Source organism: Pseudomonas sp. NBRC 111123 (assembly GCF_001320205.1).
Lineage (GTDB): Bacteria > Pseudomonadota > Gammaproteobacteria > Pseudomonadales > Pseudomonadaceae > Aquipseudomonas > Aquipseudomonas putida_J.
In genome coordinates this window covers 146,681-166,641 of record NZ_BCAZ01000006.1, presented here as the reverse complement: position 1 = coordinate 166,641, position 19,961 = coordinate 146,681, and the positions used below count along the sequence as shown (strand labels likewise).

Sequence of the window (19,961 nt, the reverse complement as noted above, 5' to 3'; positions counted from 1 at the left end):
TCATTGAATATCAAGGAGTTTGTCGTTCCGATGTCGCTGGAAGTGGGGCGCATTATAAGGGGATTCGAAACCCCGTCAACCGTTAATTTCATTTATTTGAAATATTCCAATCGAAAGGCTCAAAACAGGTACCCGGCCAGCCCCATTCTCAAACCGCCCTTCCCTGCTTCCGGGCAATCCTGGGAAGCACACGCGAAACCAGAGGTACCCGCATCAACATCAGCACAGCAGCCATGCATGCATAGATAGCCCACTCCCTCAGATCCGAACGAACGATCCACAGGAAATGCAGCAGTCCCAGCCCAAGCACCCCGTACACCAACTTATGCAGCTTCTTCCATCGCGCCCCCAGTCGCCGCTGGCTATATCGGTTCGAGGTAGCCGCCAGCACCAGCAACCCAAGAAAGCCGAGCGCACCGACAATAATGTATGGCCGCTTGCGCAGCTCAACCGCCAACTGCCCCCAATCCAGCCCGAGCATGAAGAACAGATAGGCCAGGATATGCAGCACGATATAGGCGAACACCCACAACCCCAGCTGCCGCCGCACCACGATCCAGCCTGACCACCCCGTCATCTTCTGCAGTGGCGTCATGCCCAGCGTTACCAGCAAAAATGTCAGCGCGCCGAGCCCAAGCCGATCCATCATGATCTTCCCGGGGTCCGGCCCCAGCAGATCCATCGCTGCCTCGTACAACCACCACGCGGGGAACAGGCACCCCACTATAAAGATGGCAAACCGAAACCAGGGATAGCGCATCAATAGTTCTTCCGCAGATCGAGCCCGGTATACAGCGACGCCACTTCATCGGCGTAGCCATTGAACATCTGTGTTTGTCGCACATTCGGACTGAACAGGCCGCTTGGTAAGCGCCGCTCGCGGGCTTGAGTCCAGCGCGGATGGTCAACGGTCGGGTTCACATTGGCGAAGAAGCCATACTCATCGGGTGCCAGCCCCTGCCAAGTCGTCCCCGGCTGTTCGGCCACCAGACTGATTCGCACGATCGACTTGATACTCTTGAAGCCGTACTTCCAAGGGACCACCAGACGTAACGGTGCGCCGTTCTGATTGGGCAGCTCCCGGCCATACATCCCTACCGCCAGAATAGCCAGAGGGTGCATCGCCTCATCAAGGCGCAAGCCTTCTCTGTAGGGCCAGTCGATCAAGGCAAAACCTGAGCGCTGCCCGGGCATATGCTGCGGATCCTTTAGCGTCTCGAAGCGCACGTAGCGCGCCTTCGAGGTCGGCTCGACCTGTTTGAGGACTTGCGCCAAGGGGAAGCCAAGCCAGGGAATGACCATCGACCACGCCTCGACGCAACGTAGCCGGTAGATACGCTCTTCAAGCTGATAGGGTTTGACGAAATCTTCCAGCGCGTAGCGCCCCGGTTTGCCCACCTCGCCATCCACCACTATCGACCAGGGCTCGGTCTTCAGGTTGCCGCCATTGGCGGCCGGGTCACCCTTGTCAGGCCCGAACTCATAGAAGTTATTGTAGTGGGTGGCATCCTTGAAGGGCGTGATCGCCTCGTCCTTGACCGTCACTGCCTGCCAGCGCGCAGCACCGAGCTTGTCGCTAAACCAGGCTGGCGCGGAGCCGGCCTCCACATCGGTATAACGCGATACTTCAACCGCACTAGCCGCAACGGGTAAAGCGCCCAGGGCCAGGCCGGCCAATGAGCCACCGAGCAGGGTACGCCGGGAAAGGTAGATGCCTTCGGGGGTGATCTCCGCTGCCTTGCAGTCGGAAGACCTGGGAAGCTTGATGAGCATGGTCGGCTCCACAGCACTGGATAACGGATGTACCAGTAAGACTATGGAGCCGGAGGGTTATTCCAACGTTAAATAATTATCACGCCTTGCGCCGACGACCGCGCAGCAGGAACTGGATCGGCCCCGATGCCGCATAGGCGAGGAAGATCAGCAGCAGGATGCGCGGTGGGTCGCTGAACACCACGGCAAACACCAGCACCACAGCCAGGATCGCCACGAACGGCACGCGCCCTTTGAGGTCCAGTTCTTTGAAGCTGTTGTACTTGATGTTGCTGACCATCAGCATGCCTGCAGCAGCCACCAGCAGCGCCACCAGGAACGACAGCTTGGAACCCTGGATGCCGTAGTCGCTGAACGCCCATACCGTACCGGCGACTACACCCGCGGCAGCCGGGCTGGCCAGGCCGATGAAGTAGCGCTTGTCGGCAGTGCCGACCTGGGTATTGAAACGCGCCAGACGCAGCGCCGCACCGGCCACATAGATGAAGGCGACCATCCAGCCTACCTTGCCCATGTCACCCAGCGCCCAACCAAAGGCCAACAAGGCCGGAGCCACACCGAAGGCGACCATGTCCGACAGCGAGTCGTACTCGGCACCGAAGGCGCTCTGGGTATTGGTCATACGCGCCACGCGGCCGTCGAGGCCGTCGAGCACCATGGCCACGAAGATCGCAATGGCGGCGAAGGCGAAATACTTGCTCGCCTCGCGTGGGTCGCCAGCGCTCTGCGCGCTCATCGAGCTGATGATGGAATAAAAACCGGCAAACAGGTTTGCGGTGGTGAACAGGTTGGGCAGCAGATAGATGCCGCGATGGCGCACCTTGCGCCCTTCGGCGTCATGCCCTTCTTCAACGTGCTCATCGACAGGTAGCAGGCTTTCGGCGTCGGAGGGCTTGTTCGGCTCTTCGGGACGTTCGCTCATGGAGGGTACCTTGCAACAGGATGGAAAATGTTCGACACGGGCCCGCGAAACAGGTTCTGACGGCGGGCCACTGGTCTGCTTTATACCAGAAGCTGACTGCCAGAACGAAAAAACGCGGCCGAAGCCGCGTTTTTCATCTTTCGATAAGACTTAGTTCTTGGTCTTGTCGACGATTTTGTTAGCCGAGATCCACGGCATCATCGAACGCAGCTGCTCGCCGATGATTTCGATGCCGTGAGCGGCGTTGTTGCGGCGCTTGGCGGTCATCGAAGGGTAGTTGGTAGCGCCTTCGGAGATGAACATCTTCGCGTACTCGCCGTCCTGGATGCGCTTCAGAGCGTTGCGCATTGCCTTGCGGGATTCTTCGTTGATGACTTCCGGACCGGTGACGTACTCACCGTACTCGGCGTTGTTGGAGATCGAGTAGTTCATGTTGGCGATGCCGCCTTCGTACATGAGGTCAACGATCAGCTTCAGCTCGTGCAGGCACTCGAAGTAGGCCATTTCCGGCGCGTAGCCCGCTTCAACCAGGGTTTCGAAACCGGCTTTTACCAGCTCGACGGTACCGCCGCACAGAACAGCCTGCTCACCGAACAGGTCGGTTTCGGTCTCGTCCTTGAAGGTGGTTTCGATGATGCCGGTACGGCCGCCACCGACGCCAGCGGCGTAAGACAGCGCAACGTTCTTGGCGTTGCCCGAAGCGTCCTGGTAAATAGCGATCAGGTCAGGGATGCCGCCGCCTTTGACGAACTCGGAGCGAACGGTGTGGCCCGGGGCTTTCGGCGCGATCATGATCACGTCGAGGTCGGCACGCGGAACAACCTGGTTGTAGTGGATCGAGAAGCCGTGGGAGAAGGCCAGGGTAGCGCCCTTCTTGATGTTCGGCTCGATCTCGTTCTTGTACAGCTGGCCCTGGAACTCGTCCGGGGTCAGGATCATGACCAGGTCGGCAGCAGCGACGGCGGTAGCCACGTCGGCAACTTTCAGGCCGTGGGCTTCAGCCTTGGCAACGGTAGCCGAACCTTTACGCAGACCGACGGTAACGTCTACACCGGAGTCCTTCAGGTTGCACGCCTGAGCGTGGCCCTGGGAGCCGTAACCGATGATGGCGACTTTCTTACCCTGGATGATGGAAAGGTCGCAGTCTTTATCGTAGAAAACTTTCATGAAAATACCCCTGGTTATATCTCGGCCCCTGCGGAGCCATCGCTAATTTTTGAATTTAGATGCTGAGCACTTTGTCGCCCCGGGCAATGCCGGTAACGCCGCTGCGCACGGTTTCGAGAATCGATGCGGTGCCGATCGCCTGGATGAAGCTGTCCAGTTTGTCGCTGGTGCCGCTCAGCTGCACGGTGTATACGCTGGCGGTTACATCGACGATCTGGCCACGGAAGATATCCGTGGTGCGCTTGATCTCGGCGCGCTGGGCACCGGTGGCCTTGACCTTGACCAACATCAGTTCACGCTCGATGTGAGCGCTTTCCGACAGGTCGACGAGTTTGACCACTTCGACCAGTTTGTTCAGGTTCTTGGTGATCTGCTCGATCACTTCGTCATGGCCAACGGTGGTCAGCGTCAGACGCGACAGGGTCGGGTCTTCGGTCGGCGCCACGGTCAGGCTTTCAATGTTGTAGTTGCGCTGGGAGAACAGGCCGACCACACGGGACAGAGCACCGGGTTCGTTTTCCAGCAGCAGGGAAATGATGTGCCGCATATCAGGTACGCTCCGTCTTGCTCAGCCACATGTCACGCATCGAGCCATCCTTGATCTGCATCGGATAGACGTGCTCGCTGCGGTCGACCGCGATGTCGATGAATACCAGGCGGTCCTTCATCGCAAACGCTTCTTCCAGCTTCGGCTTGAGGTCTTTCAGGCTGGTGATGCGGATGCCCACATGGCCATAGGCCTCGGCCAGCTTGATGAAATCAGGCAGCGACTCGACGTACGAGTGCGAGTGACGACCGTTGTAGGCCATGTCCTGCCATTGGCGGACCATGCCCAACACACCGTTGTTCAGGTTAACGATCTTCACCGGCAGGCCGTACTGCATGCAGGTGGACAGCTCCTGGATGTTCATCTGGATGCTGCCTTCGCCGGTCACGCAGGCCACGTCCTGATCCGGGAAGTTGAGCTTGACGCCCATCGCCGCCGGGAAGCCGAAGCCCATGGTGCCCAGGCCACCGGAGTTGATCCAGCGGTTCGGCTTGTTGAAGCGGTAGTACTGCGCCGCGAACATCTGGTGCTGGCCAACGTCGGAGGTGACGAAGGCATCGCCATTGGTCACTTCGCAGAGCGTCTCGATGACCTTCTGCGGCTTGATGACGTTCCCGTCGCCCTTGTCGTAAGGGAACAGCTCGCCATTGCCACGCCACTCGTCGATCTGCTTCCACCAGGCATCCAGCGCCGCCTTGTCAGGCTGCTCGCCGATTTCCTTGAGGATACCGAGCATTTCGCTGAGCACGCTGTCGACCGGGCCGACGATCGGCACGTCGGCCTTGATCATCTTGGAAATCGACGCAGGGTCAATGTCGACATGGATGATCTTGGCGTTCGGGCAGAACTTGGCCGGGCCGTTGACCACACGGTCGTCGAAACGCGCACCGACAGCGAAGATCACATCGGCATTGTGCATGGCCATGTTGGCGGTGAAGCTGCCGTGCATGCCGAGCATGCCGAGGAACTGACGGTCGGTACCCGGGAAGCCACCCAGCCCCATCAGGGTATTGGTGACTGGCAGGTTCAGCGATTTGGCGATTTCGGTCAGCGCTTCGGAGCCACCGCCGAGAATCACGCCGCCACCGGCGTAGACGATCGGGCGCTTGGCGGCCAGGAGCATCTCGGCAGCCTTGCGGATCTGGCCGGAGTGACCACGTACAGCCGGGCTGTACGAGCGCAGCTTGACCTTCTTCGGATAGACGTACTCGAACTTCTCGGCCGGATTGGTCATATCTTTTGGAATGTCGACCACGACCGGGCCTGGGCGACCGGATTGCGCCAGGTAGAAGGCTTTCTTGAGTACTTCAGGGATCTCGGTCGGGTTCTTGATCATGAAGCTGTGCTTCACGATCGGCCGCGAGATACCGATCATGTCGGTTTCCTGGAAGGCATCGGTACCTACCATGGTGCTAGGCACCTGGCCGGACAGGATGACCATCGGAATCGAGTCCATGTAGGCGGTGGCAATGCCGGTAATGGCATTGGTTGCGCCCGGGCCGGAGGTTACCAGCACCACACCGGCCTTGCCGGTGGCGCGGGCGTAGCCGTCCGCCATATGGGTTGCCGCCTGCTCGTGACGAACCAGGATGTGTTCCACTTCCGGTTCTTTGAACAGTGCGTCGTAAACATGAAGGAGAGCACCACCAGGGTACCCGTAGATGTGCTTAACGCCTTCGTCACGCAAGAAGCGGACGACCATCTCAGCGCCAGATAAAAGCTCCACGTTGTTCACCTCTAAAACGCCAGAATACCGTCCCTAGTGGACGGGTCTTAATAGGTTTACTGCCAAGCAGAGCATGAGCGAACGTTCAGCACTGACTGAGCAAGTATTGGGAGCTCCCCAGAGTGTTGCGGGGGTTTCCCACCCAGCGCGAGGTAACGCGTTGCGGGGTGTAACAGGCGGCGCGGGTGTGCGCCTCATGATCTGCTTAGCGGGTCTGCTTCTGGCAGTCCCTCTACAGCGGAATCTGGATTCTTGTGATTTGGCGCCGACAAGTCAAGAAAAATTATTGCCAATTTTTCCCGAAGATGAATTCCTGCCACCACTAAAAACCAAGTCAGCAGCAGAAAAAATAAGATTTCCATAAAAAAGGGCCACAATCTGCGGCCCCTGAAGGAAAAACTGAAGAAATCAGGCGGAAGGAGCGATCAATTGATCGAAAGCTGCCAATAGCCGGCGCAGCTCGCGGCTTTCCTCCGGACGATCGGTGAACACGGTTTCCGCCATCACCAGGATGCTGGAGGCATTGGGCAGCGGATGGCCGAGTTCGATGATGATCTTCATGCGTGGCAGGAAGATCCACTGCAACCACTGCTCGAAGCTGAGCGTGTCGACCGCGAACGGTACGGTGCTGGCCAGCGCTTCATCACGGGGCGGCTCGTCATCCCACCAGCCCTGCACCTGCAGCTCACGCTCGATGAGCAGCAGGTGGTCGGCGATATCGAGAATGCGTTGCTCGATCATCACGAGTTGACCCGCGCTTTCTGCCGCGCCAGGGCGGCACCGGCGCTGTCACCCTGTTTTTCGCGCGCTTGCGCAATGGTGTTCCACAGTTCGGCCTGCAGGTCGGGGCGGCCATTGGCGTAGGTCAGCGCACGGCGGGCCAGTTGTTCGGCCTGCGGCGCATCGCCTTGCGACAGGCGCACCTGGGCCAGACGGAACAGTACCTGCGGCTCGCGCGGGGCGATTCGTTGGGCACGCTCCAGGCTTGAGGCGGCTCCATTGTAGTCACCGCTGCCCTGCTGCGACTGGGCGGTAGTCAGCAGCGCCAGCACCGGGCCGTCGAGCTGTTCATCGGCCGACAGCCCACCGGAAGCCGCATTGCTGCGCGGAATGCCGGTCGGTGCGCTGGAAGCAGCTGGCGTGCTGTTCATCGAGGCAATATCGAACGGTTCATCGGCAATCGGGTTGGGATTGGTGGTCATTGGCGCCGAAGTGACCGGGCCTGGAGTGATCGGACCGGTACTGATAGGAGCCGCGCCGTTGGCCGCCGGGAACGTCTGGATGCCGGCAGCACCGGCGCCTTGTGGAATCATGACGGTCACGCCTGAGTCCTCGGGCAGCGACTGCGCCTGCGAGGTGCCGTTGCTCATGCCCGCAGCCGAACGATTGGCCTGGACACGCTCACTATTGGACACCCGGGTGCTCGAGTCCACCACCGGAATGTTGCCACGCTGCACGGTCGAACAACCCTGGAGCACCACCAGCGCCGTCACGGCAGGAAACAGCCACTTATTCAATTCACACCTCATCAATGCTGCTCAGGGCTCAGTTCATCCAGCCCTTGACCCAGTCCATGACCGACTCTACGGGATTCTGCTCGCCGCCACAGGTTGCACCGGCAGGCGGTTCGCTGCCGCGAATATACGGCATCTGCACGGCTCCCGGACAGCTTCTGTCGGAGCCATGGCCACTGTACGGGTCGATCCACGCCTGCACCACGTTGTCCGGCTGCGGCATGTCCAACGGCAGCGGGTCGGCCTTCTTCATGAAGCTGGTCCAGACCTGCAAGGCGCCTGTGGCACCGGTAAATGGCGTTTTACCGTTGTCGTCACGGCCCATCCACACCACAGCCAGCAGGTCCTGGCTGAAGCCGGAGAACCAGCTGTCGCGCGAATCGTTACTGGTACCGGTCTTGCCCGCCAGAGTCAGTGAACTTGGCAGCACGTTGTATACCGAGCGGCCGGTACCCTCACGCATCACCCGCTGCATGGCGTTCTGCACCAGGTAGATGGAACCTGGATCGAAGGTCTGCTGGATCTGGAACGGGTAGCGCTTGAGCGGCTCGCCTTCGGCGGTGAGCACACTGCGGATGCCGCGCATCGGCGTGTTGAAGCCACCGTTGGCAATGGTCTGGTACATGGTCGCGACTTGCATCGGCGACATGCCGCCAGCGCCCAGCAGCATCGCCGGGAAGGCCGGCCAGTCAACATTGACGCCAAGGCGACCGATGGTCTTGATCACGTTCGGCACACCCACTTCCAGGCCGAGTTTCGCGGTCGACAGGTTCAGCGAATTGGCCAGGCCCTGGTACAGGTAGATCGTGCCGTGCGAACGCCGGTCATAGTTCTGTGGGCGCCACACTTGGCCATCGGCGCCCTTGACTGAGAATGGCTCGTCCTGCACCCAGCTGGTCAGGGTGTACTTGCTTGGCTGTTCCAGCGCGGTCAGGTAGACCGCCGGCTTGACCAGTGAGCCGATTGGCCGCACGGCGTCGATGGCACGGTTGAAGCCTGCATAACCGGACTGGCGACTGCCGATCAGTGCCTGCACTTCGCCGGTTTCCGGGTTGGTGACGACCATCGCCGATTCCACCTCGTCGGCACCTTTGCGCCCGGCCAGGCGCTTGAAGGTTTCGGCCATGGAGGTTTCGGCCTTCATCTGCAGGATCGGGTCGAAACTGGTGAAGATGCGCAGGCCTTCTTCGGTCAAGTCTTCGTCGCGGTAGTCCTGGCGCAGCTGACGCTTGACCAGGTCAAGGAAGGCCGGGAACGAGCTGTCGGCGAGGCTGCCGCGCTTGGTCACGCCCAGCGGCATCTTCTTCGCCGCATCGACTTCCGCCTGGCTGGCCACGCCCTGCTCGGCCACCAGGTCGAGGACCAGGTTACGCCGCGCCAGCGCACGTTCAGGGTAACGCCGCGGGTTGTAATAGGAAGGCCCCTTGACCATGCCTACCAGCAATGCGATCTGGTGCAGTTTCAGCTCTGACAGCGGCTGGCTGAAGAAGAACTGGCTTGCCAGGCCGAAGCCATGCACTGCGCGCTGGCCATCCTGGCCGACGAACACTTCATTGAGGTAGGCCTCGAGGATTTCGCGCTTGTCGTAGTGCATTTCCAGCAGCACGGCCATCATCGCTTCGGTCAGCTTGCGGCTGAGGCTGCGTTCACTGGTCAGGTAGAAATTCTTCACCAGCTGCTGGGTCAGGGTACTGCCGCCCTGGCGCATCGAGCCTGAGGAGGTATTGACCCACATGGCCCGGGCAATGGACTTGGGCGACACACCGAAGTGGCTGTAGAAGTCCCGGTCCTCGGTGGCTACCAGGGTTTCGAGCAGGTACGGCGGTACCTGGTCGATCTTGATCAGGATGCGGTCTTCGAGGTTTTTCGGGTAGATACCGCCGATCATCAGCGGTTCCAGTCGCACCACATCGAGCTTCTTGCCGTTGGCACCGGCAAGCTCAGCCACGTAGTCGCCAGAGAAGCGCACTCGCACGAACTGCGCAGGCTCCATGCCCTCGTAGAACTGGAAGCCACGGGTGTTGAGGTCTACGGTATTGCCGTTGACCGCTGCCGCACCGGGGCCGTTGGCCGCGCTTTCACGCCGGTAGCCGAGGGCATCGAGTTCGGTGAGGAAGTCGTTCTTGCTCAGTTTCTGGCCAGAGAATAGCTCCAGCGGCCGGGCATACACCTTGGCCGGGATGGTCCAGCGCTTGCCGGAGAACTTCTCCTGGACGACGGCATCGAGGTAAACCGCGAAGCCGGCGACGATCACCAGGCCGACCAGGCTGAGCTTCAAGGCCCAGCCCAGCCAGGCGCGCGAGCGGCCGGTCGGGCGTTTCTGAGGGGTACGAGGATTTCGGGTTCGAGTCATGGCGGCGGATTATACGCACTTTATAAAGGGTAGGCAGGCGCCCTCTGGCGGTAGGCAGGGACGGCACCATTGACCATAATGGCGCTTTCGAATTCCCTGCCCCCGGAAGGATTTCCCGTGAGCCAAGCCTTGATCAATGCATTGCAGAACCCTGCCCTGTTCCCTCACCCCGTGGACGGGTTGCAGCTCATCGAGACGCACATCTCCTGGGTCCTGCTCACCGGCGAGTACGCCTACAAAATCAAGAAGCCGATGAACTTCGGCTTCCTGGACTTCACCAGCCTGGACCAGCGCCAGCATTTCTGTAACGAAGAATTGCGCCTGAACCAGCGCCTGACCGAAGGCCTGTACCTTGAAGTGCTGCCGATCACCGGCAGTGCCGAAACCCCACAGATCGGTGGTGAAGGCGAAGTGATCGAGTATGTGCTGAAGATGCGCCAGTTCCCTCAAGGCCAGATGCTCAATACCCTGCAAGCCAACGGCGAGCTGAACACTGGCCACATCGACCAGATGGCCCGGCAGATTGCCGAGTTTCACCTGCAGACCCCGAAAGTGCCCGCCGATCAGCCGTATGGCTCGCCTGAAAGCGTCATGGCCCCGGTCGAGCAGAATTTCGAGCAGATTCGGCCTTTCCTCACCGACAAGGCCGACCTGCAACAACTGGATAACCTGCAAGCCTGGGCACGCAGCAGTTTCGAGCGCCTTCAAGGCCTGTTCGCAGCACGCAAGGCCAATGGCTTCACCCGTGAATGCCATGGCGACATCCATCTGGGTAACGCGACGGTGATCGACGGCAAGGTCGTGATCTTCGACTGCATCGAGTTCAACGAACCGTTCCGCAAGACCGATGTATGGGCCGACACCGGTTTCCTCGCCATGGACCTGGAAGACCGTGGCCTCAAGTGCCTGGCACGACGTTTCGTCAGCCAATACCTGGAGCTGACCGGCGACTACGAAGGCCTCGAAGTGCTCAACTTCTACAAGGCCTACCGCGCTCTGGTCCGCGCCAAGATCGCCCTGTTCAGCATGCCGGCCGATGCGGACGGTGTGCAGCGTGCCACCAGCCTGCGCACGTACCGCAACTATGCCAACCTGGCAGAAAGCTACAGCGCCATCCCTTCCCGCCTGATGGCTATCACCCATGGCGTGTCGGCAGTAGGCAAAAGCCACGTGGCCATGCGCCTGGTCGAGGCCCTCGGCGCGGTTCGCGTGCGTTCGGATGTGGAGCGCAAGCGCCTGTTCGGTGAACAGCCACAACAGAACGCAGGCCAGCTCACTGCCGGCATCTATGACCAGGACGCCAGCGCGGCGACCTACCAGCGCCTGCATGAACTGGCCGCAACGATCTTGCGTGCCGGCTTCCCGGTGGTGCTCGATGCCACTTACCTCATGGCCGAACAGCGTCAGGCCGCCGCAGCCGTGGCCAGCGAGACTGGCGTGCCGTTCCTGATCCTCGACTGCCATGCCCCGGAAGCGGTGATCACCAGCTGGCTGGAGCAGCGCCAGGCCCAGAATAGCGACCCGTCGGATGCCACACTGGAGGTGATCAAGGCCCAGCAGGCCAGCCGTGAGCCACTGGATGTACAGGAGCTGGTCCACAGCACCCGCATCGATACCCAGGAAGCCAGCGGCATGGACCAGGTAATCGAACAGATTCGCCAGCGCCTGCCAGGCCTGTAAGTTCGCTTTACGCCTGTTCCGGCCTGTTGCCGGAACAGGTTCCTGCCGCTCGAGGGCAGCTCGTCGTCCCCGATGGCAAAAGGCCGCGCATTTCCTATCCCCCGCTACACTCCTCTCTGACCTGCTCGCGATTTATCCCCTAGACCCGTTCAGCCATCGCAAGGAGGCTCGATGAACGATGAATTGCAGCACCTGAAGAATCTTGGCAAGACCTCCGCGCAGTGGTTGCATGCGGCCGGTATCCACAGTGCATCGGACTTGCGCAGGCTGGGTGCCGTGGGTGCCTACCAGGCGGTGAAGACACGAGGGTTCCGGGCGTCGAAGGTGCTGTTGTATGCCATTGAAGGTGCATTGCTGGACATGCACTGGAACGATTTGCCAGCCGAACGTAAAGAAGCGCTCAACCAGCAACTCGATGCGAAATGCCCTATGCAAAAAAATATGAAATAAACGCACGAAGGGGATTGACGCTGTAATGAGAATCGTTATGATTATCACAACTGGTCGCGAGACTGGTTGGATAAGCTAAGAGCCCCTGGTTCGGACTCTCAGATTATCTCCTCATCAGGCTAATCACGGTTATTGACCCGGCATTTTGCCGGGTCTTTTTTTGCCCGCAGGTTTTCGCTTCAGGCCAGACACGCCCCTGTAGGAGCAGTCTTGCCGGAGCGCCGGACCGGTCCTACCTCAGCTGGGCGCAGTAGTCCTGCTCTGGCATCGCCGCCGTGTACCAGACATAGTCGGCCATCCCGGGCTCGGCGTGTTCACCTGCCTCCAGCAGCAGCAATACCTTGCTCGCGCCTTTCGCGCCCAGATCGGCAAGGTGCAAAGGCACCCCCAGGTCCTTGCGCGCATGGTACGCACCGGCAAACAGCAATGCCGGCTGCGGTGCCGCCAGCAGCCGCTCGGCAATACGCCGATCCCGTTGCTGTTGCACGGCCAGCATTGCTGGCAGTTGGCTTTCCGGCAGCATGCCACAGTGCCCCTGCTTCACCTGTTCGAGCAGTACCGCCCTGACTGCCGGCGCATTCGACCGGTTCCCCGACAGAACCGCAGGGTGCCGGTAGGCTTGGCGCATCTCTGTGGGTGACAGGTTGGCCGCCAGCAGCGGAACATGGTGCTGCAAAGCCTCTTGCACGATTGGGCCGTAAAGTTGCCAGTCCCAGCCATCTTCCCAAGCCAGGGCCTTGGGCAGGTCTTGCGGCAATTGCGCCTGCCCCGCTAGCGCATCGACGCGGGGCTGCTGCTCGGGTTGCAGCATTTCCAGCAGCAGGCTGCCCTGTGCCCGGCGTTGCTGCAACGCACGCATCAACCACAGCTGCAAGGCGTGATGATCCGGGTTGTCATGCTTCTCACCGACCAGCACGCGCGGCGCATCGGCCAGGCTCTCGATCAACTGTTCGGGAGTGATCACCCGCCCGCTGGCCAGATCGTGGATCTGCCCTAGCTCGGCGTTACCGCGCCCTTCGCTGCTCTGCCATGCAGGCAACGGCGGCAAGCTGGCCTGGCAACCACCCAGCGTCAGCACCAGGCACAGTAACGAACCGCACAGCAACGGATGAGCCACGAGCAGTGCCTCCTAGCGGGTAATGATCAGCGGGTGCCCCCGCTCCGGGTGCGCCTGCACCAGCACATCGATACCGAAGACCACCTTGAGCGAAGCCGGTGTCAGTACCTCCGGTGGTGTGGCCAGGGCATGGCAGCGCCCGCTTTCGAGTAGCAAGATGCGATCACAGTAGCGCGCCGCCAGGTTCAGGTCATGCAGAATCACCAGCACGGCGGCGCCGCTGTCGGCGAAACGGCGCACGGCTTTCAGGGTAGTGTGCTGATGCAGTGGGTCGAGCATCGAAGTCGGCTCATCAAGCAACAGCGTGGTGCCCTCTACACCAGGCCAAAGCTGAGCCAGCACGCGGGCCAGGTGCACCCTCTGCCGCTCACCGCCAGACAAGGCCAGGTAACTTCGCCCCACCAGGTGCGAGGCATCCGCTGCCTGCAGGGCCTCTGCTACGATTTCGGCGTCACGCCGTTGCCCGGTGTCGTGGGGCATGCGCCCCATGGCCACCACTTCCTCGACCTTGAACGAGAACCCCAGGCTGGAAACCTGCGGCAGCACCGCCAGGTGCCTGGCGCGCGCCTGCCCAGCCCAGTCAGCCAGCGGCCGCCCTTGCAGCGTCACTTTTCCGCGGTCCGGCGCCAACTCGCCACACAGTACCCCGAGCAGGCTACTCTTGCCGGCGCCATTGGGACCGAGAACGCCCACCACCTGCCCAGGGCTCAACTGCAGATCAATCCCGAGCAACACATCATTGCTGCCCCGCTTCAGGTGCAGCCCCTCGACTTGCAACATCAACTGCGCCCTCGTATCAGCAGAATCAGGAAGAACGGCGCGCCAATAAAAGCGGTGACGATACCGATCGGCAGCTCAGCAGGCGCCAGCAGCAGCCTGGCTGCGAGATCGGCGAACAGCATGAGTATGCCCCCAGCCAGCAACGATGCAGGCAGTACCACGCGGTGATCGGGCCCGGCCAGCAAACGCACCAGGTGGGGTACCACCAGGCCGATGAAACCGATCAGCCCCGCAGCCGCCACTGCTGCGCCCACACCCAACGCCGTGCAGAACACCAACTCGCGCTTGAGGCGCTCGACATCAACCCCCAGGTGCCGTGCCTCCGACTCTCCCAGCAACAACGCATTCAACGCCTTCGAGCGGCGCGGCAACCACATCGCCACACCGCCTGCGATCAGCAGCAAAGGCCAAAGGCGCTCGTAGCTTGCACCGTTGAGGCTGCCCAGGTTCCAGAAGGTCAGCGTACGCAGGGTGGCATCATCGGCCAGGTAGGAAAACAAGCCTACGGCAGCACCGCCCAGTGCGGTCATGGCCACACCGGCCAACAACATCGTGGCGACATTGGTCTGACCGTCGCGACGCCCCAGGCGATAAACCAGCGCGGTCACGCCCAGCCCGCCGATGAAAGCGCACAGCGACAACAGGTAGGGAGCAAGCGCATCCGGCATACCACCCAGCCAACTGCCCCCCACAATAGCCACCGCCGCCCCCATCGCCGCCCCAGCGGCAACCCCCACCAGGCCTGGGTCGGCCAGCGGGTTGCGAAACAGCCCCTGCATGGCCACACCAGACAATGCCAGTACCGCGCCCACTGCCAACCCCAGCAAGGTGCGCGGCAGACGGATCTGCCCCAGGATCATCTCGGCCTGCTGCAGACCGTCTGCGGCAATTGGTAGCCCCAACAGGCGAAGGCCAGCACGCAGGGTATCGACCAGCGGCAGGCTGACCGGCCCCAAGGCCAGCGACAGCCAGACTGCCAGCAGGCAAAGCAATATCAGGCAAACAAACAGTGTTCGCGGCTGGATCCGTTGTTTCATTTAGCTGCGCTTGCCGGGTAGAACGCAGTCGCCAGTTCCTGCAAGGCAGCTGGCAGGCGCGGGCCGAGCCCCCCAACCAGCAATGTCGGGTCGAGCGACACCAGGCGCTTGTCACGCACTGCACGCGAAACTGCCAGTGCCGGATTTTCCTTGAGCAGCGCCTGCAATGCCTGCTCGCCACTCAGCGCACGATCGGAGAACACCACCACATCCGGATCGAGCGCCGCCAGCGCCTCATTGGAAAAGTTCTTGTAGCCTTGGTGCTCAGCCAGGTTGCGCGCCCCCGCCTGGCGCAACACCCAGTCCCCTGCCGTGCCCTGCCCGGCAATCAGCGGCTTGGCGCCGGCATGGCCAACCAGCAGCAACACACCTGGCGCCTTGTGATGCTGCTGGGCCTGCTTCACCTGCAGTTGCAGCGCTTCGAGTTGCTGGTGATAGCTGGCAGACAACTGTGCCGCTTTCTCCTCGGCACCCAACAAAGCCCCCAACTGCTTGAGGTTCTGGTCCACGGCAGCCAGCTCGGCCTGGCTGGAGAACAGCTCGACACGCACGCCCGCCTTGCGCACCTGTGCCAGCACAGGCGGCGGCCCCATTTCCTCGGTGCCGACCAGCACATCCGGGCGCAAGCTGAGAATGCCCTCGGCCGACAACTGCCGCTGATAGCCAACACTCGGCAAGGCCTTCAGCGACTCAGGGTGCTGGCTGGTGGTATCGACACCCACCAGGCGTGGCTCACCGCCCAGCGCACTGATCCACTCGCTCAGCGCCCCGCCCGCACTGACCCAACGCTGCGGCAGTTCGACGGCCAAGGCCTGGGTGGCAACAACGAGAGCTGCGCACAGGGCGAGCAAGGCAGCGGGACGGCGCATCATCGGATTCCTTCTGAAGGCGGGCCGTACGCCTTGTGGCGGGCGGCAGAACTGCGCACCATAGCGGCTGGCGCAGCGAATGCGGGCAATTTGATAATTATTCGCATTGAAGCGTCAAGCCACCACTTTGTTTCACGAGCCTTCCCAGCAATGCACTTTATCTGTCCTTCCGCGGCCTTGGCCGAGGGCCATAGCCGCGCCTTCAGCGTAGACGGCATCGACTTTTTCGGCGTGCGCCGCCACGGTCAGGTGCATCTTTACCGCAACCGCTGCCCACATCGCGGTATCCCACTGAGCTGGGCGCAGGACGCCTTTCTCGACGACAGCGCCAGCCTGATCCACTGCGCCCATCATGGCGCGCTGTTTCTGATCGACAGTGGCGAATGCGTGGCTGGCCCCTGCGAAGGGGGTATGCTCCAGCCCCTGGGCTGCCATGAAGACAGCCAGGGCATCTGGCTCAAGGGTTGAGCAGCACCGGCAGCGGGCGGTCGATGACGATTTGCTCGCTGTCCAGGCGCACACCGTAGGCCAGTACCTCGACCCCATCCGCCACCGCAGCGCGTAGCGCACTGGCATAGGCGAAGTCGATCTCGTCTGCGGGGCGCACGGCCTCGATACCGGTAAGGTTCACACAGTACAGCTGCACCGCACGGATGCCCTGGCGGGCCAACGCCGCCAACTCGCGCAGGTGCTTGGCACCACGCTGGGTGACGGCATCCGGGAACGCTGCCACGGCTGTGTCCGGGTAACCCAGGGTCACGCTCTTGACCTCGACATAGGCTGGCCCATCGGCAAACTCCAGGCGAAAGTCCACCCGGCTGCGCTCTTCGCCGTAAGCGACCTCGCGTTTTAGTGAGGTAAAGCCGGCCAGTTCCTCGATCACCCCGGCGCGCAGTGCCTCTTCAACCAACGCATTGGCCCGCCCCGTATTGATACAGGCCAGCCGGCCCTGGGGCGTTTCGCTGATTTCCCACGTACCTGGCAGCTTGCGCTTGGGGTCGTTGGAGCGGCTGAACCACACCTGCCCGCCCTCGCGCATGCAATTGAGCATGGAACCGGTGTTCGGGCAGTGGATGGTCAGTTGCTCGCCATTGGCCAGTTCGATGTCAGCCAGAAAGCGCTTGTAACGGCGCAGCAGGCGCCCTTGCTCCAGTTGAGGAAAGAACACCATTTACCCCTGCCAGCTCCGCAGCCCACGGGCGATACGCTCGACCGCCTGCTCCAGGCGCGGCAGGCTCTGGGTGTAGGCAAAACGTACATGGTGGCCGGCCAGATGGCGGCCAAAATCCAGTCCTGGGGTGAAGGCTACATGCTCGGTTTCGAGGAAATGCTGGCAGAAGGCAAAGGCATCCCCACCAAACGCGCTGATGTCGGCATACAGGTAGAACGCCCCCTGCGGCTCGACGGCAATGCGCAAGCCCAGTTCACGCAGGGCTGGCAACAGGTAATCGCGGCGACGGGCGAACTCGGCACGGCGTTCTTCGAAAATCGCCAGAGTCTCCGGCTGAAAACAGGCCAGCGCCGCATGCTGGGCCATGCTCGGTGCACTGATGTAGAGGTTCTGCGCCAGCTTCTCCAGATCGGCCACGGCATTGGGCGGTGCCACCAGCCAGCCGAGCCGCCAGCCGGTCATGCCGAAATACTTGGAAAAACTATTAAGGACGAACGCTGAGTCGTCCACTTCCAGCACACTCGGCGCGTCCATGCCGTAGGTCAGGCCGTGGTAGATCTCATCCACCACCAGGTGCCCATGGCGCTCTCGGGTGGCCTTGGACAGGCTGGCCAAATCGTCACGGCTCAACACAGTACCCGTCGGGTTGGCTGGCGAGGCGACCAGCGCGCCCACGCTGTCCTTGTCCCAGTAACGCGCGACCAGATCGGCGGTCAGCTGATAGTTGACCTCAGGCCCCACCGGCACCAGCTGCGCGCCGCCTTCGACCAGGCGCAGGAAGTGGCGGTTGCACGGGTAACCCGGGTCGGCCAGCAGCCAGTGCTTGCCGGGGTCGACCAGCAGGCTGCTGGCCAGCAGCAGCGCGCCGGAGCCGCCCGGGGTGATGAGAATCCGCTCTGGATCAACTTGCAGGCCATAGCGCTGGCCATAAAAACCGGCGATGGCCTCGCGCAGCGCTGGCAGCCCACGGGCGGCGGTGTAGCGGGTATGCCCGGCGGCCAAGGCGGCCTGGCCGGCGGCGACGATCGGCGCGGCAGTGGTGAAGTCCGGCTCGCCGATTTCCAGGTGGATCACGTCATGCCCGGCCGCTTGCAGCTCGTTGGCCCGCGCCAGCAACGCCATGACGTGGAAGGGTTCGATGGCGCGGCTGCGCGCACTGTAGGGGTGGGCCATGACCTTCTCTCAATTGGGTCTAAACTGTTTATTCTACCTGCGCACGGCATCGAACGTGCGCGGCGCGGCGCTGTCAATACCTAGGATCGGGCGGGGTAGCGCACCCCCGATCTATCTGGTAAGTTCGGCGGCTCGCAGTCGCAGGGCCGGCGGGTGCCGGAGATGGAGCAGCCTGCGCATTGGATCAGATGAGTGAGAGGCGGTCTATTCATGTCCACCGTAGAAAAGCAAAAAACCGGTCAGACCATGTACGGTGTCGAGCCCTATAAAGAGACCAAGGGCGAAGAGTACATGGGCGAATCCATGAAAACGCACTTCACCAAGCTTCTCAATGCTTGGAAAGGCGAGCTCATGCAGAGTGTCGACCGCACCGTAGACCACATGAAGGACGAAGCTGCGAACTTCCCGGACCCGGCCGACCGCGCCAGCCAGGAAGAAGAATTTGCCCTGGAGCTGCGCAATCGCGATCGCGAGCGCAAGCTGATCAAGAAGATCGACAAGACGCTGCAGAAAATCGTGGACGAAGAGTACGGCTGGTGCGATTCCTGCGGTATCGAGATCGGCCTGCGCCGTCTGGAAGCCCGTCCGACCGCCGATCTGTGCTTCGACTGCAAGGAAATCTCGGAGAAAAAGGAAAAGACCGTCGGCAAAGGCTGACACTTCTCCCATCCGAACGGGGCGCATCTTGCGCCCCGTTTCATTTATATGCCCGGCAATGCCATGAAAGACTCCCGTTACATCGGACGCTTCGCCCCCACCCCGAGCGGTTTCCTGCATTTCGGCTCGCTGGTCGCCGCCCTTGCCTCCTGGCTCGATGCCCGTGCAGTAGACGGCCGCTGGCTGCTGCGCATGGAAGACACCGACCCGCCCCGGGAGATGCCCGGGGCCCGCGACGCGATCCTGCAGACCCTGGAGCGCTACGGCCTGGAATGGGACGGTGAGGTGGTGTACCAGAGCCAGCGCCACGATGCCTATGCCGCAGTGGTCGACCGCCTGTTCAGCATGGGCCTGGCCTACGCCTGTACCTGTTCGCGCAAGCAGCTGGAAGGCCACAATGGCATCTACCCAGGGTTTTGCCGCAACGCCGGTCATGCCCGTGAAGGCGCAGCGATCCGGTTGCGGGTGCCTGAGCTGGTCTACCGCTTTACCGACCGGGTGCAGGGCGAGTTCCAGCAGCACCTGGGGCGTGATGTTGGGGATTTCGTGATCCAGCGGCGTGACGGGCTGTATGCCTATCAACTGGCGGTGGTACTGGATGATGCCTGGCAGGGTGTTACCGACATCGTGCGCGGGGCCGACCTGCTCGACAACACCCCGCGCCAGCTGTACCTGCAGGAACTGCTGGGCTTCTCGCAGCCGCGTTACCTGCACATTCCGCTGATCGTGCAGCCTGATGGGCACAAGCTGGGCAAGTCCTATCGCTCGCCGCCGCTGCAGGCGGAGCATGCGACGCCGCTGTTGTTGCGGGCGCTGCGTGCACTGGGGCAGGCGACCGAGCCGGAGTGGTTGCTGGGGACCCCTGCCGAGGTGCTGGCGATGGCCCGCAAGCAGTGGCGGCCGGACGCGATTGCGCAGCGGGCCACGGTGCCAGAGGCTGATTTGCACTGACGCAGGGCCGGCCTCTTCGCGGGTAAACCCGCTCCCACAGGGATCGCGCCAAGCCTGGAGGCCACGCTGAATCT

General features: G+C 61.8%; 20 protein-coding genes. 5 read left to right on the top strand and 15 right to left on the bottom strand.

Features of this window, described 5'->3' with window-relative positions; genetic code table 11:
• Positions 1 to 148: 148 nt before the first annotated feature.
• The 9 genes from msrQ to mrcB form a co-directional block, all read right to left on the bottom strand.
• On the bottom strand, positions 149 to 760 hold the full coding sequence (gene msrQ / locus APH27_RS05845) for a protein-methionine-sulfoxide reductase heme-binding subunit MsrQ (protein WP_060484244.1): 612 nt from the start codon (positions 758 to 760) through the stop codon (positions 149 to 151).
• Positions 760 to 1,773 carry a protein-methionine-sulfoxide reductase catalytic subunit MsrP gene (gene msrP / locus APH27_RS05840; protein ID WP_060484243.1) on the bottom strand — a complete coding sequence of 338 codons (1,014 nt, stop codon included), beginning with the start codon at positions 1,771 to 1,773 and terminating at the stop codon, positions 760 to 762. Before msrP ends, msrQ begins: the two co-directional genes overlap by 1 nt.
• A gap of 79 nt (positions 1,774 to 1,852) precedes the next feature.
• Positions 1,853 to 2,695, bottom strand: coding sequence for a CDP-diacylglycerol--serine O-phosphatidyltransferase (gene pssA, locus APH27_RS05835; protein WP_027917652.1), 843 nt, complete (start codon positions 2,693 to 2,695; stop codon positions 1,853 to 1,855).
• A gap of 150 nt (positions 2,696 to 2,845) precedes the next feature.
• Complete coding sequence (gene ilvC, locus APH27_RS05830) at positions 2,846 to 3,862, bottom strand: ketol-acid reductoisomerase (protein ID WP_027917653.1); 1,017 nt, start codon at positions 3,860 to 3,862, stop codon at positions 2,846 to 2,848.
• A gap of 55 nt (positions 3,863 to 3,917) precedes the next feature.
• Positions 3,918 to 4,409 carry an acetolactate synthase small subunit gene (gene ilvN, locus APH27_RS05825; RefSeq protein ID WP_003250040.1) on the bottom strand — a complete coding sequence of 164 codons (492 nt, stop codon included), beginning with the start codon at positions 4,407 to 4,409 and terminating at the stop codon, positions 3,918 to 3,920.
• A 1-nt stretch (position 4,410) separates the two neighbouring features.
• Positions 4,411 to 6,135 (bottom strand): acetolactate synthase 3 large subunit, encoded by a 1,725-nt coding sequence (locus APH27_RS05820; RefSeq protein ID WP_060484248.1) that lies wholly within the window; start codon positions 6,133 to 6,135, stop codon positions 4,411 to 4,413.
• A 408-nt stretch (positions 6,136 to 6,543) separates the two neighbouring features.
• The gene (locus APH27_RS05815; RefSeq protein WP_027917655.1) at positions 6,544 to 6,876 is read right to left on the bottom strand and encodes a YqcC family protein; all 333 of its coding nucleotides are present in this window, start codon (positions 6,874 to 6,876) and stop codon (positions 6,544 to 6,546) included.
• On the bottom strand, positions 6,876 to 7,664 hold the full coding sequence (locus tag APH27_RS05810) for a tetratricopeptide repeat protein (RefSeq protein ID WP_033696031.1): 789 nt from the start codon (positions 7,662 to 7,664) through the stop codon (positions 6,876 to 6,878). Before APH27_RS05810 ends, APH27_RS05815 begins: the two co-directional genes overlap by 1 nt.
• Positions 7,665 to 7,680: 16 nt before the next feature.
• A complete protein-coding gene (gene mrcB / locus APH27_RS05805; protein ID WP_027917657.1) occupies positions 7,681 to 10,002 on the bottom strand; it encodes a penicillin-binding protein 1B in 2,322 nt (773 codons plus the stop codon).
• Between the two features lie 117 nt (positions 10,003 to 10,119).
• On the opposite strand from mrcB, the gene APH27_RS05800 reads away from it, so the two are divergent.
• Together APH27_RS05800 and APH27_RS05795 are read left to right on the top strand one after the other, a co-directional pair.
• Entirely contained in the window at positions 10,120 to 11,682 is a 1,563-nt protein-coding gene (locus APH27_RS05800; RefSeq protein ID WP_060484242.1) for a bifunctional aminoglycoside phosphotransferase/ATP-binding protein, read from the top strand.
• A 171-nt stretch (positions 11,683 to 11,853) separates the two neighbouring features.
• Positions 11,854 to 12,132: a TfoX/Sxy family protein gene (locus APH27_RS05795; RefSeq protein ID WP_027917659.1), complete on the top strand. Its 279-nt coding sequence runs from the start codon at positions 11,854 to 11,856 to the stop codon at positions 12,130 to 12,132.
• A gap of 232 nt (positions 12,133 to 12,364) precedes the next feature.
• On the opposite strand, the gene APH27_RS05790 is transcribed toward APH27_RS05795, so the two are convergent.
• The 4 genes from APH27_RS05790 to APH27_RS05775 are packed head-to-tail and all read right to left on the bottom strand — an operon-like array spanning position 12,365 to position 15,938.
• A complete protein-coding gene (locus APH27_RS05790) occupies positions 12,365 to 13,249 on the bottom strand; it encodes a ChaN family lipoprotein (RefSeq protein ID WP_060484241.1) in 885 nt (294 codons plus the stop codon).
• A gap of 12 nt (positions 13,250 to 13,261) precedes the next feature.
• Positions 13,262 to 14,029, bottom strand: a complete 768-nt coding sequence (locus tag APH27_RS05785) for a heme ABC transporter ATP-binding protein (protein WP_060484240.1) — start codon at positions 14,027 to 14,029, stop codon at positions 13,262 to 13,264.
• Complete coding sequence (locus APH27_RS05780) at positions 14,029 to 15,012, bottom strand: iron ABC transporter permease (protein WP_177326680.1); 984 nt, start codon at positions 15,010 to 15,012, stop codon at positions 14,029 to 14,031. The genes APH27_RS05785 and APH27_RS05780 overlap by 1 nt, the downstream gene beginning before the upstream one ends.
• Positions 15,013 to 15,062: 50 nt before the next feature.
• On the bottom strand, positions 15,063 to 15,938 hold the full coding sequence (locus APH27_RS05775) for a hemin ABC transporter substrate-binding protein (RefSeq protein ID WP_060484239.1): 876 nt from the start codon (positions 15,936 to 15,938) through the stop codon (positions 15,063 to 15,065).
• A gap of 147 nt (positions 15,939 to 16,085) precedes the next feature.
• Here APH27_RS05775 and APH27_RS05770 point away from each other — a divergent pair, with 147 nt between their 5' ends.
• Positions 16,086 to 16,403: a Rieske (2Fe-2S) protein gene (locus tag APH27_RS05770; protein WP_060484238.1), complete on the top strand. Its 318-nt coding sequence runs from the start codon at positions 16,086 to 16,088 to the stop codon at positions 16,401 to 16,403.
• Here APH27_RS05770 and sfsA read toward each other — a convergent pair.
• Together sfsA and APH27_RS05760 are read right to left on the bottom strand one after the other, a co-directional pair.
• Positions 16,393 to 17,106 (bottom strand): DNA/RNA nuclease SfsA, encoded by a 714-nt coding sequence (sfsA, locus tag APH27_RS05765; RefSeq protein WP_060484237.1) that lies wholly within the window; start codon positions 17,104 to 17,106, stop codon positions 16,393 to 16,395. The two genes, APH27_RS05770 and sfsA, sit on opposite strands and share 11 nt — an antisense overlap.
• Entirely contained in the window at positions 17,107 to 18,279 is a 1,173-nt protein-coding gene (locus APH27_RS05760; protein ID WP_060484236.1) for a pyridoxal phosphate-dependent aminotransferase, read from the bottom strand. It lies immediately after the preceding gene.
• A 210-nt stretch (positions 18,280 to 18,489) separates the two neighbouring features.
• On the opposite strand from APH27_RS05760, the gene dksA reads away from it, so the two are divergent.
• Together dksA and gluQRS are read left to right on the top strand one after the other, a co-directional pair.
• Complete coding sequence (gene dksA / locus APH27_RS05755) at positions 18,490 to 18,936, top strand: RNA polymerase-binding protein DksA (protein WP_060484235.1); 447 nt, start codon at positions 18,490 to 18,492, stop codon at positions 18,934 to 18,936.
• A gap of 63 nt (positions 18,937 to 18,999) precedes the next feature.
• Positions 19,000 to 19,887 (top strand): tRNA glutamyl-Q(34) synthetase GluQRS, encoded by an 888-nt coding sequence (gene gluQRS / locus APH27_RS05750; RefSeq protein ID WP_060484234.1) that lies wholly within the window; start codon positions 19,000 to 19,002, stop codon positions 19,885 to 19,887.
• Positions 19,888 to 19,961 lie beyond the last annotated feature (74 nt).

What these genes read in the sequence shown, in the direction of transcription:
- dksA (WP_060484235.1), top strand. Translation starts at nt 18,490, where the DNA reads ATGTCCACCGTAGAAAAGCAAAAAACCGGTCAGACCATGTACGGTGTC.
- APH27_RS05770 (WP_060484238.1), top strand. Translation starts at nt 16,086, where the DNA reads ATGCACTTTATCTGTCCTTCCGCGGCCTTGGCCGAGGGCCATAGCCGC.
- gluQRS (WP_060484234.1), top strand. Translation starts at nt 19,000, where the DNA reads ATGAAAGACTCCCGTTACATCGGACGCTTCGCCCCCACCCCGAGCGGT.
- ilvC (WP_027917653.1), bottom strand. Translation starts at nt 3,862, where the DNA reads ATGAAAGTTTTCTACGATAAAGACTGCGACCTTTCCATCATCCAGGGT.
- ilvN (WP_003250040.1), bottom strand. Translation starts at nt 4,409, where the DNA reads ATGCGGCACATCATTTCCCTGCTGCTGGAAAACGAACCCGGTGCTCTG.
- msrP (WP_060484243.1), bottom strand. Translation starts at nt 1,773, where the DNA reads ATGCTCATCAAGCTTCCCAGGTCTTCCGACTGCAAGGCAGCGGAGATC.
- APH27_RS05775 (WP_060484239.1), bottom strand. Translation starts at nt 15,938, where the DNA reads ATGATGCGCCGTCCCGCTGCCTTGCTCGCCCTGTGCGCAGCTCTCGTT.
- APH27_RS05785 (WP_060484240.1), bottom strand. Translation starts at nt 14,029, where the DNA reads ATGTTGCAAGTCGAGGGGCTGCACCTGAAGCGGGGCAGCAATGATGTG.
- APH27_RS05760 (WP_060484236.1), bottom strand. Translation starts at nt 18,279, where the DNA reads ATGGCCCACCCCTACAGTGCGCGCAGCCGCGCCATCGAACCCTTCCAC.
- msrQ (WP_060484244.1), bottom strand. Translation starts at nt 760, where the DNA reads ATGCGCTATCCCTGGTTTCGGTTTGCCATCTTTATAGTGGGGTGCCTG.
- mrcB (WP_027917657.1), bottom strand. Translation starts at nt 10,002, where the DNA reads ATGACTCGAACCCGAAATCCTCGTACCCCTCAGAAACGCCCGACCGGC.
- pssA (WP_027917652.1), bottom strand. Translation starts at nt 2,695, where the DNA reads ATGAGCGAACGTCCCGAAGAGCCGAACAAGCCCTCCGACGCCGAAAGC.
- APH27_RS05815 (WP_027917655.1), bottom strand. Translation starts at nt 6,876, where the DNA reads ATGATCGAGCAACGCATTCTCGATATCGCCGACCACCTGCTGCTCATC.
- APH27_RS05795 (WP_027917659.1), top strand. Translation starts at nt 11,854, where the DNA reads ATGAACGATGAATTGCAGCACCTGAAGAATCTTGGCAAGACCTCCGCG.
- APH27_RS05810 (WP_033696031.1), bottom strand. Translation starts at nt 7,664, where the DNA reads ATGAGGTGTGAATTGAATAAGTGGCTGTTTCCTGCCGTGACGGCGCTG.
- sfsA (WP_060484237.1), bottom strand. Translation starts at nt 17,106, where the DNA reads ATGGTGTTCTTTCCTCAACTGGAGCAAGGGCGCCTGCTGCGCCGTTAC.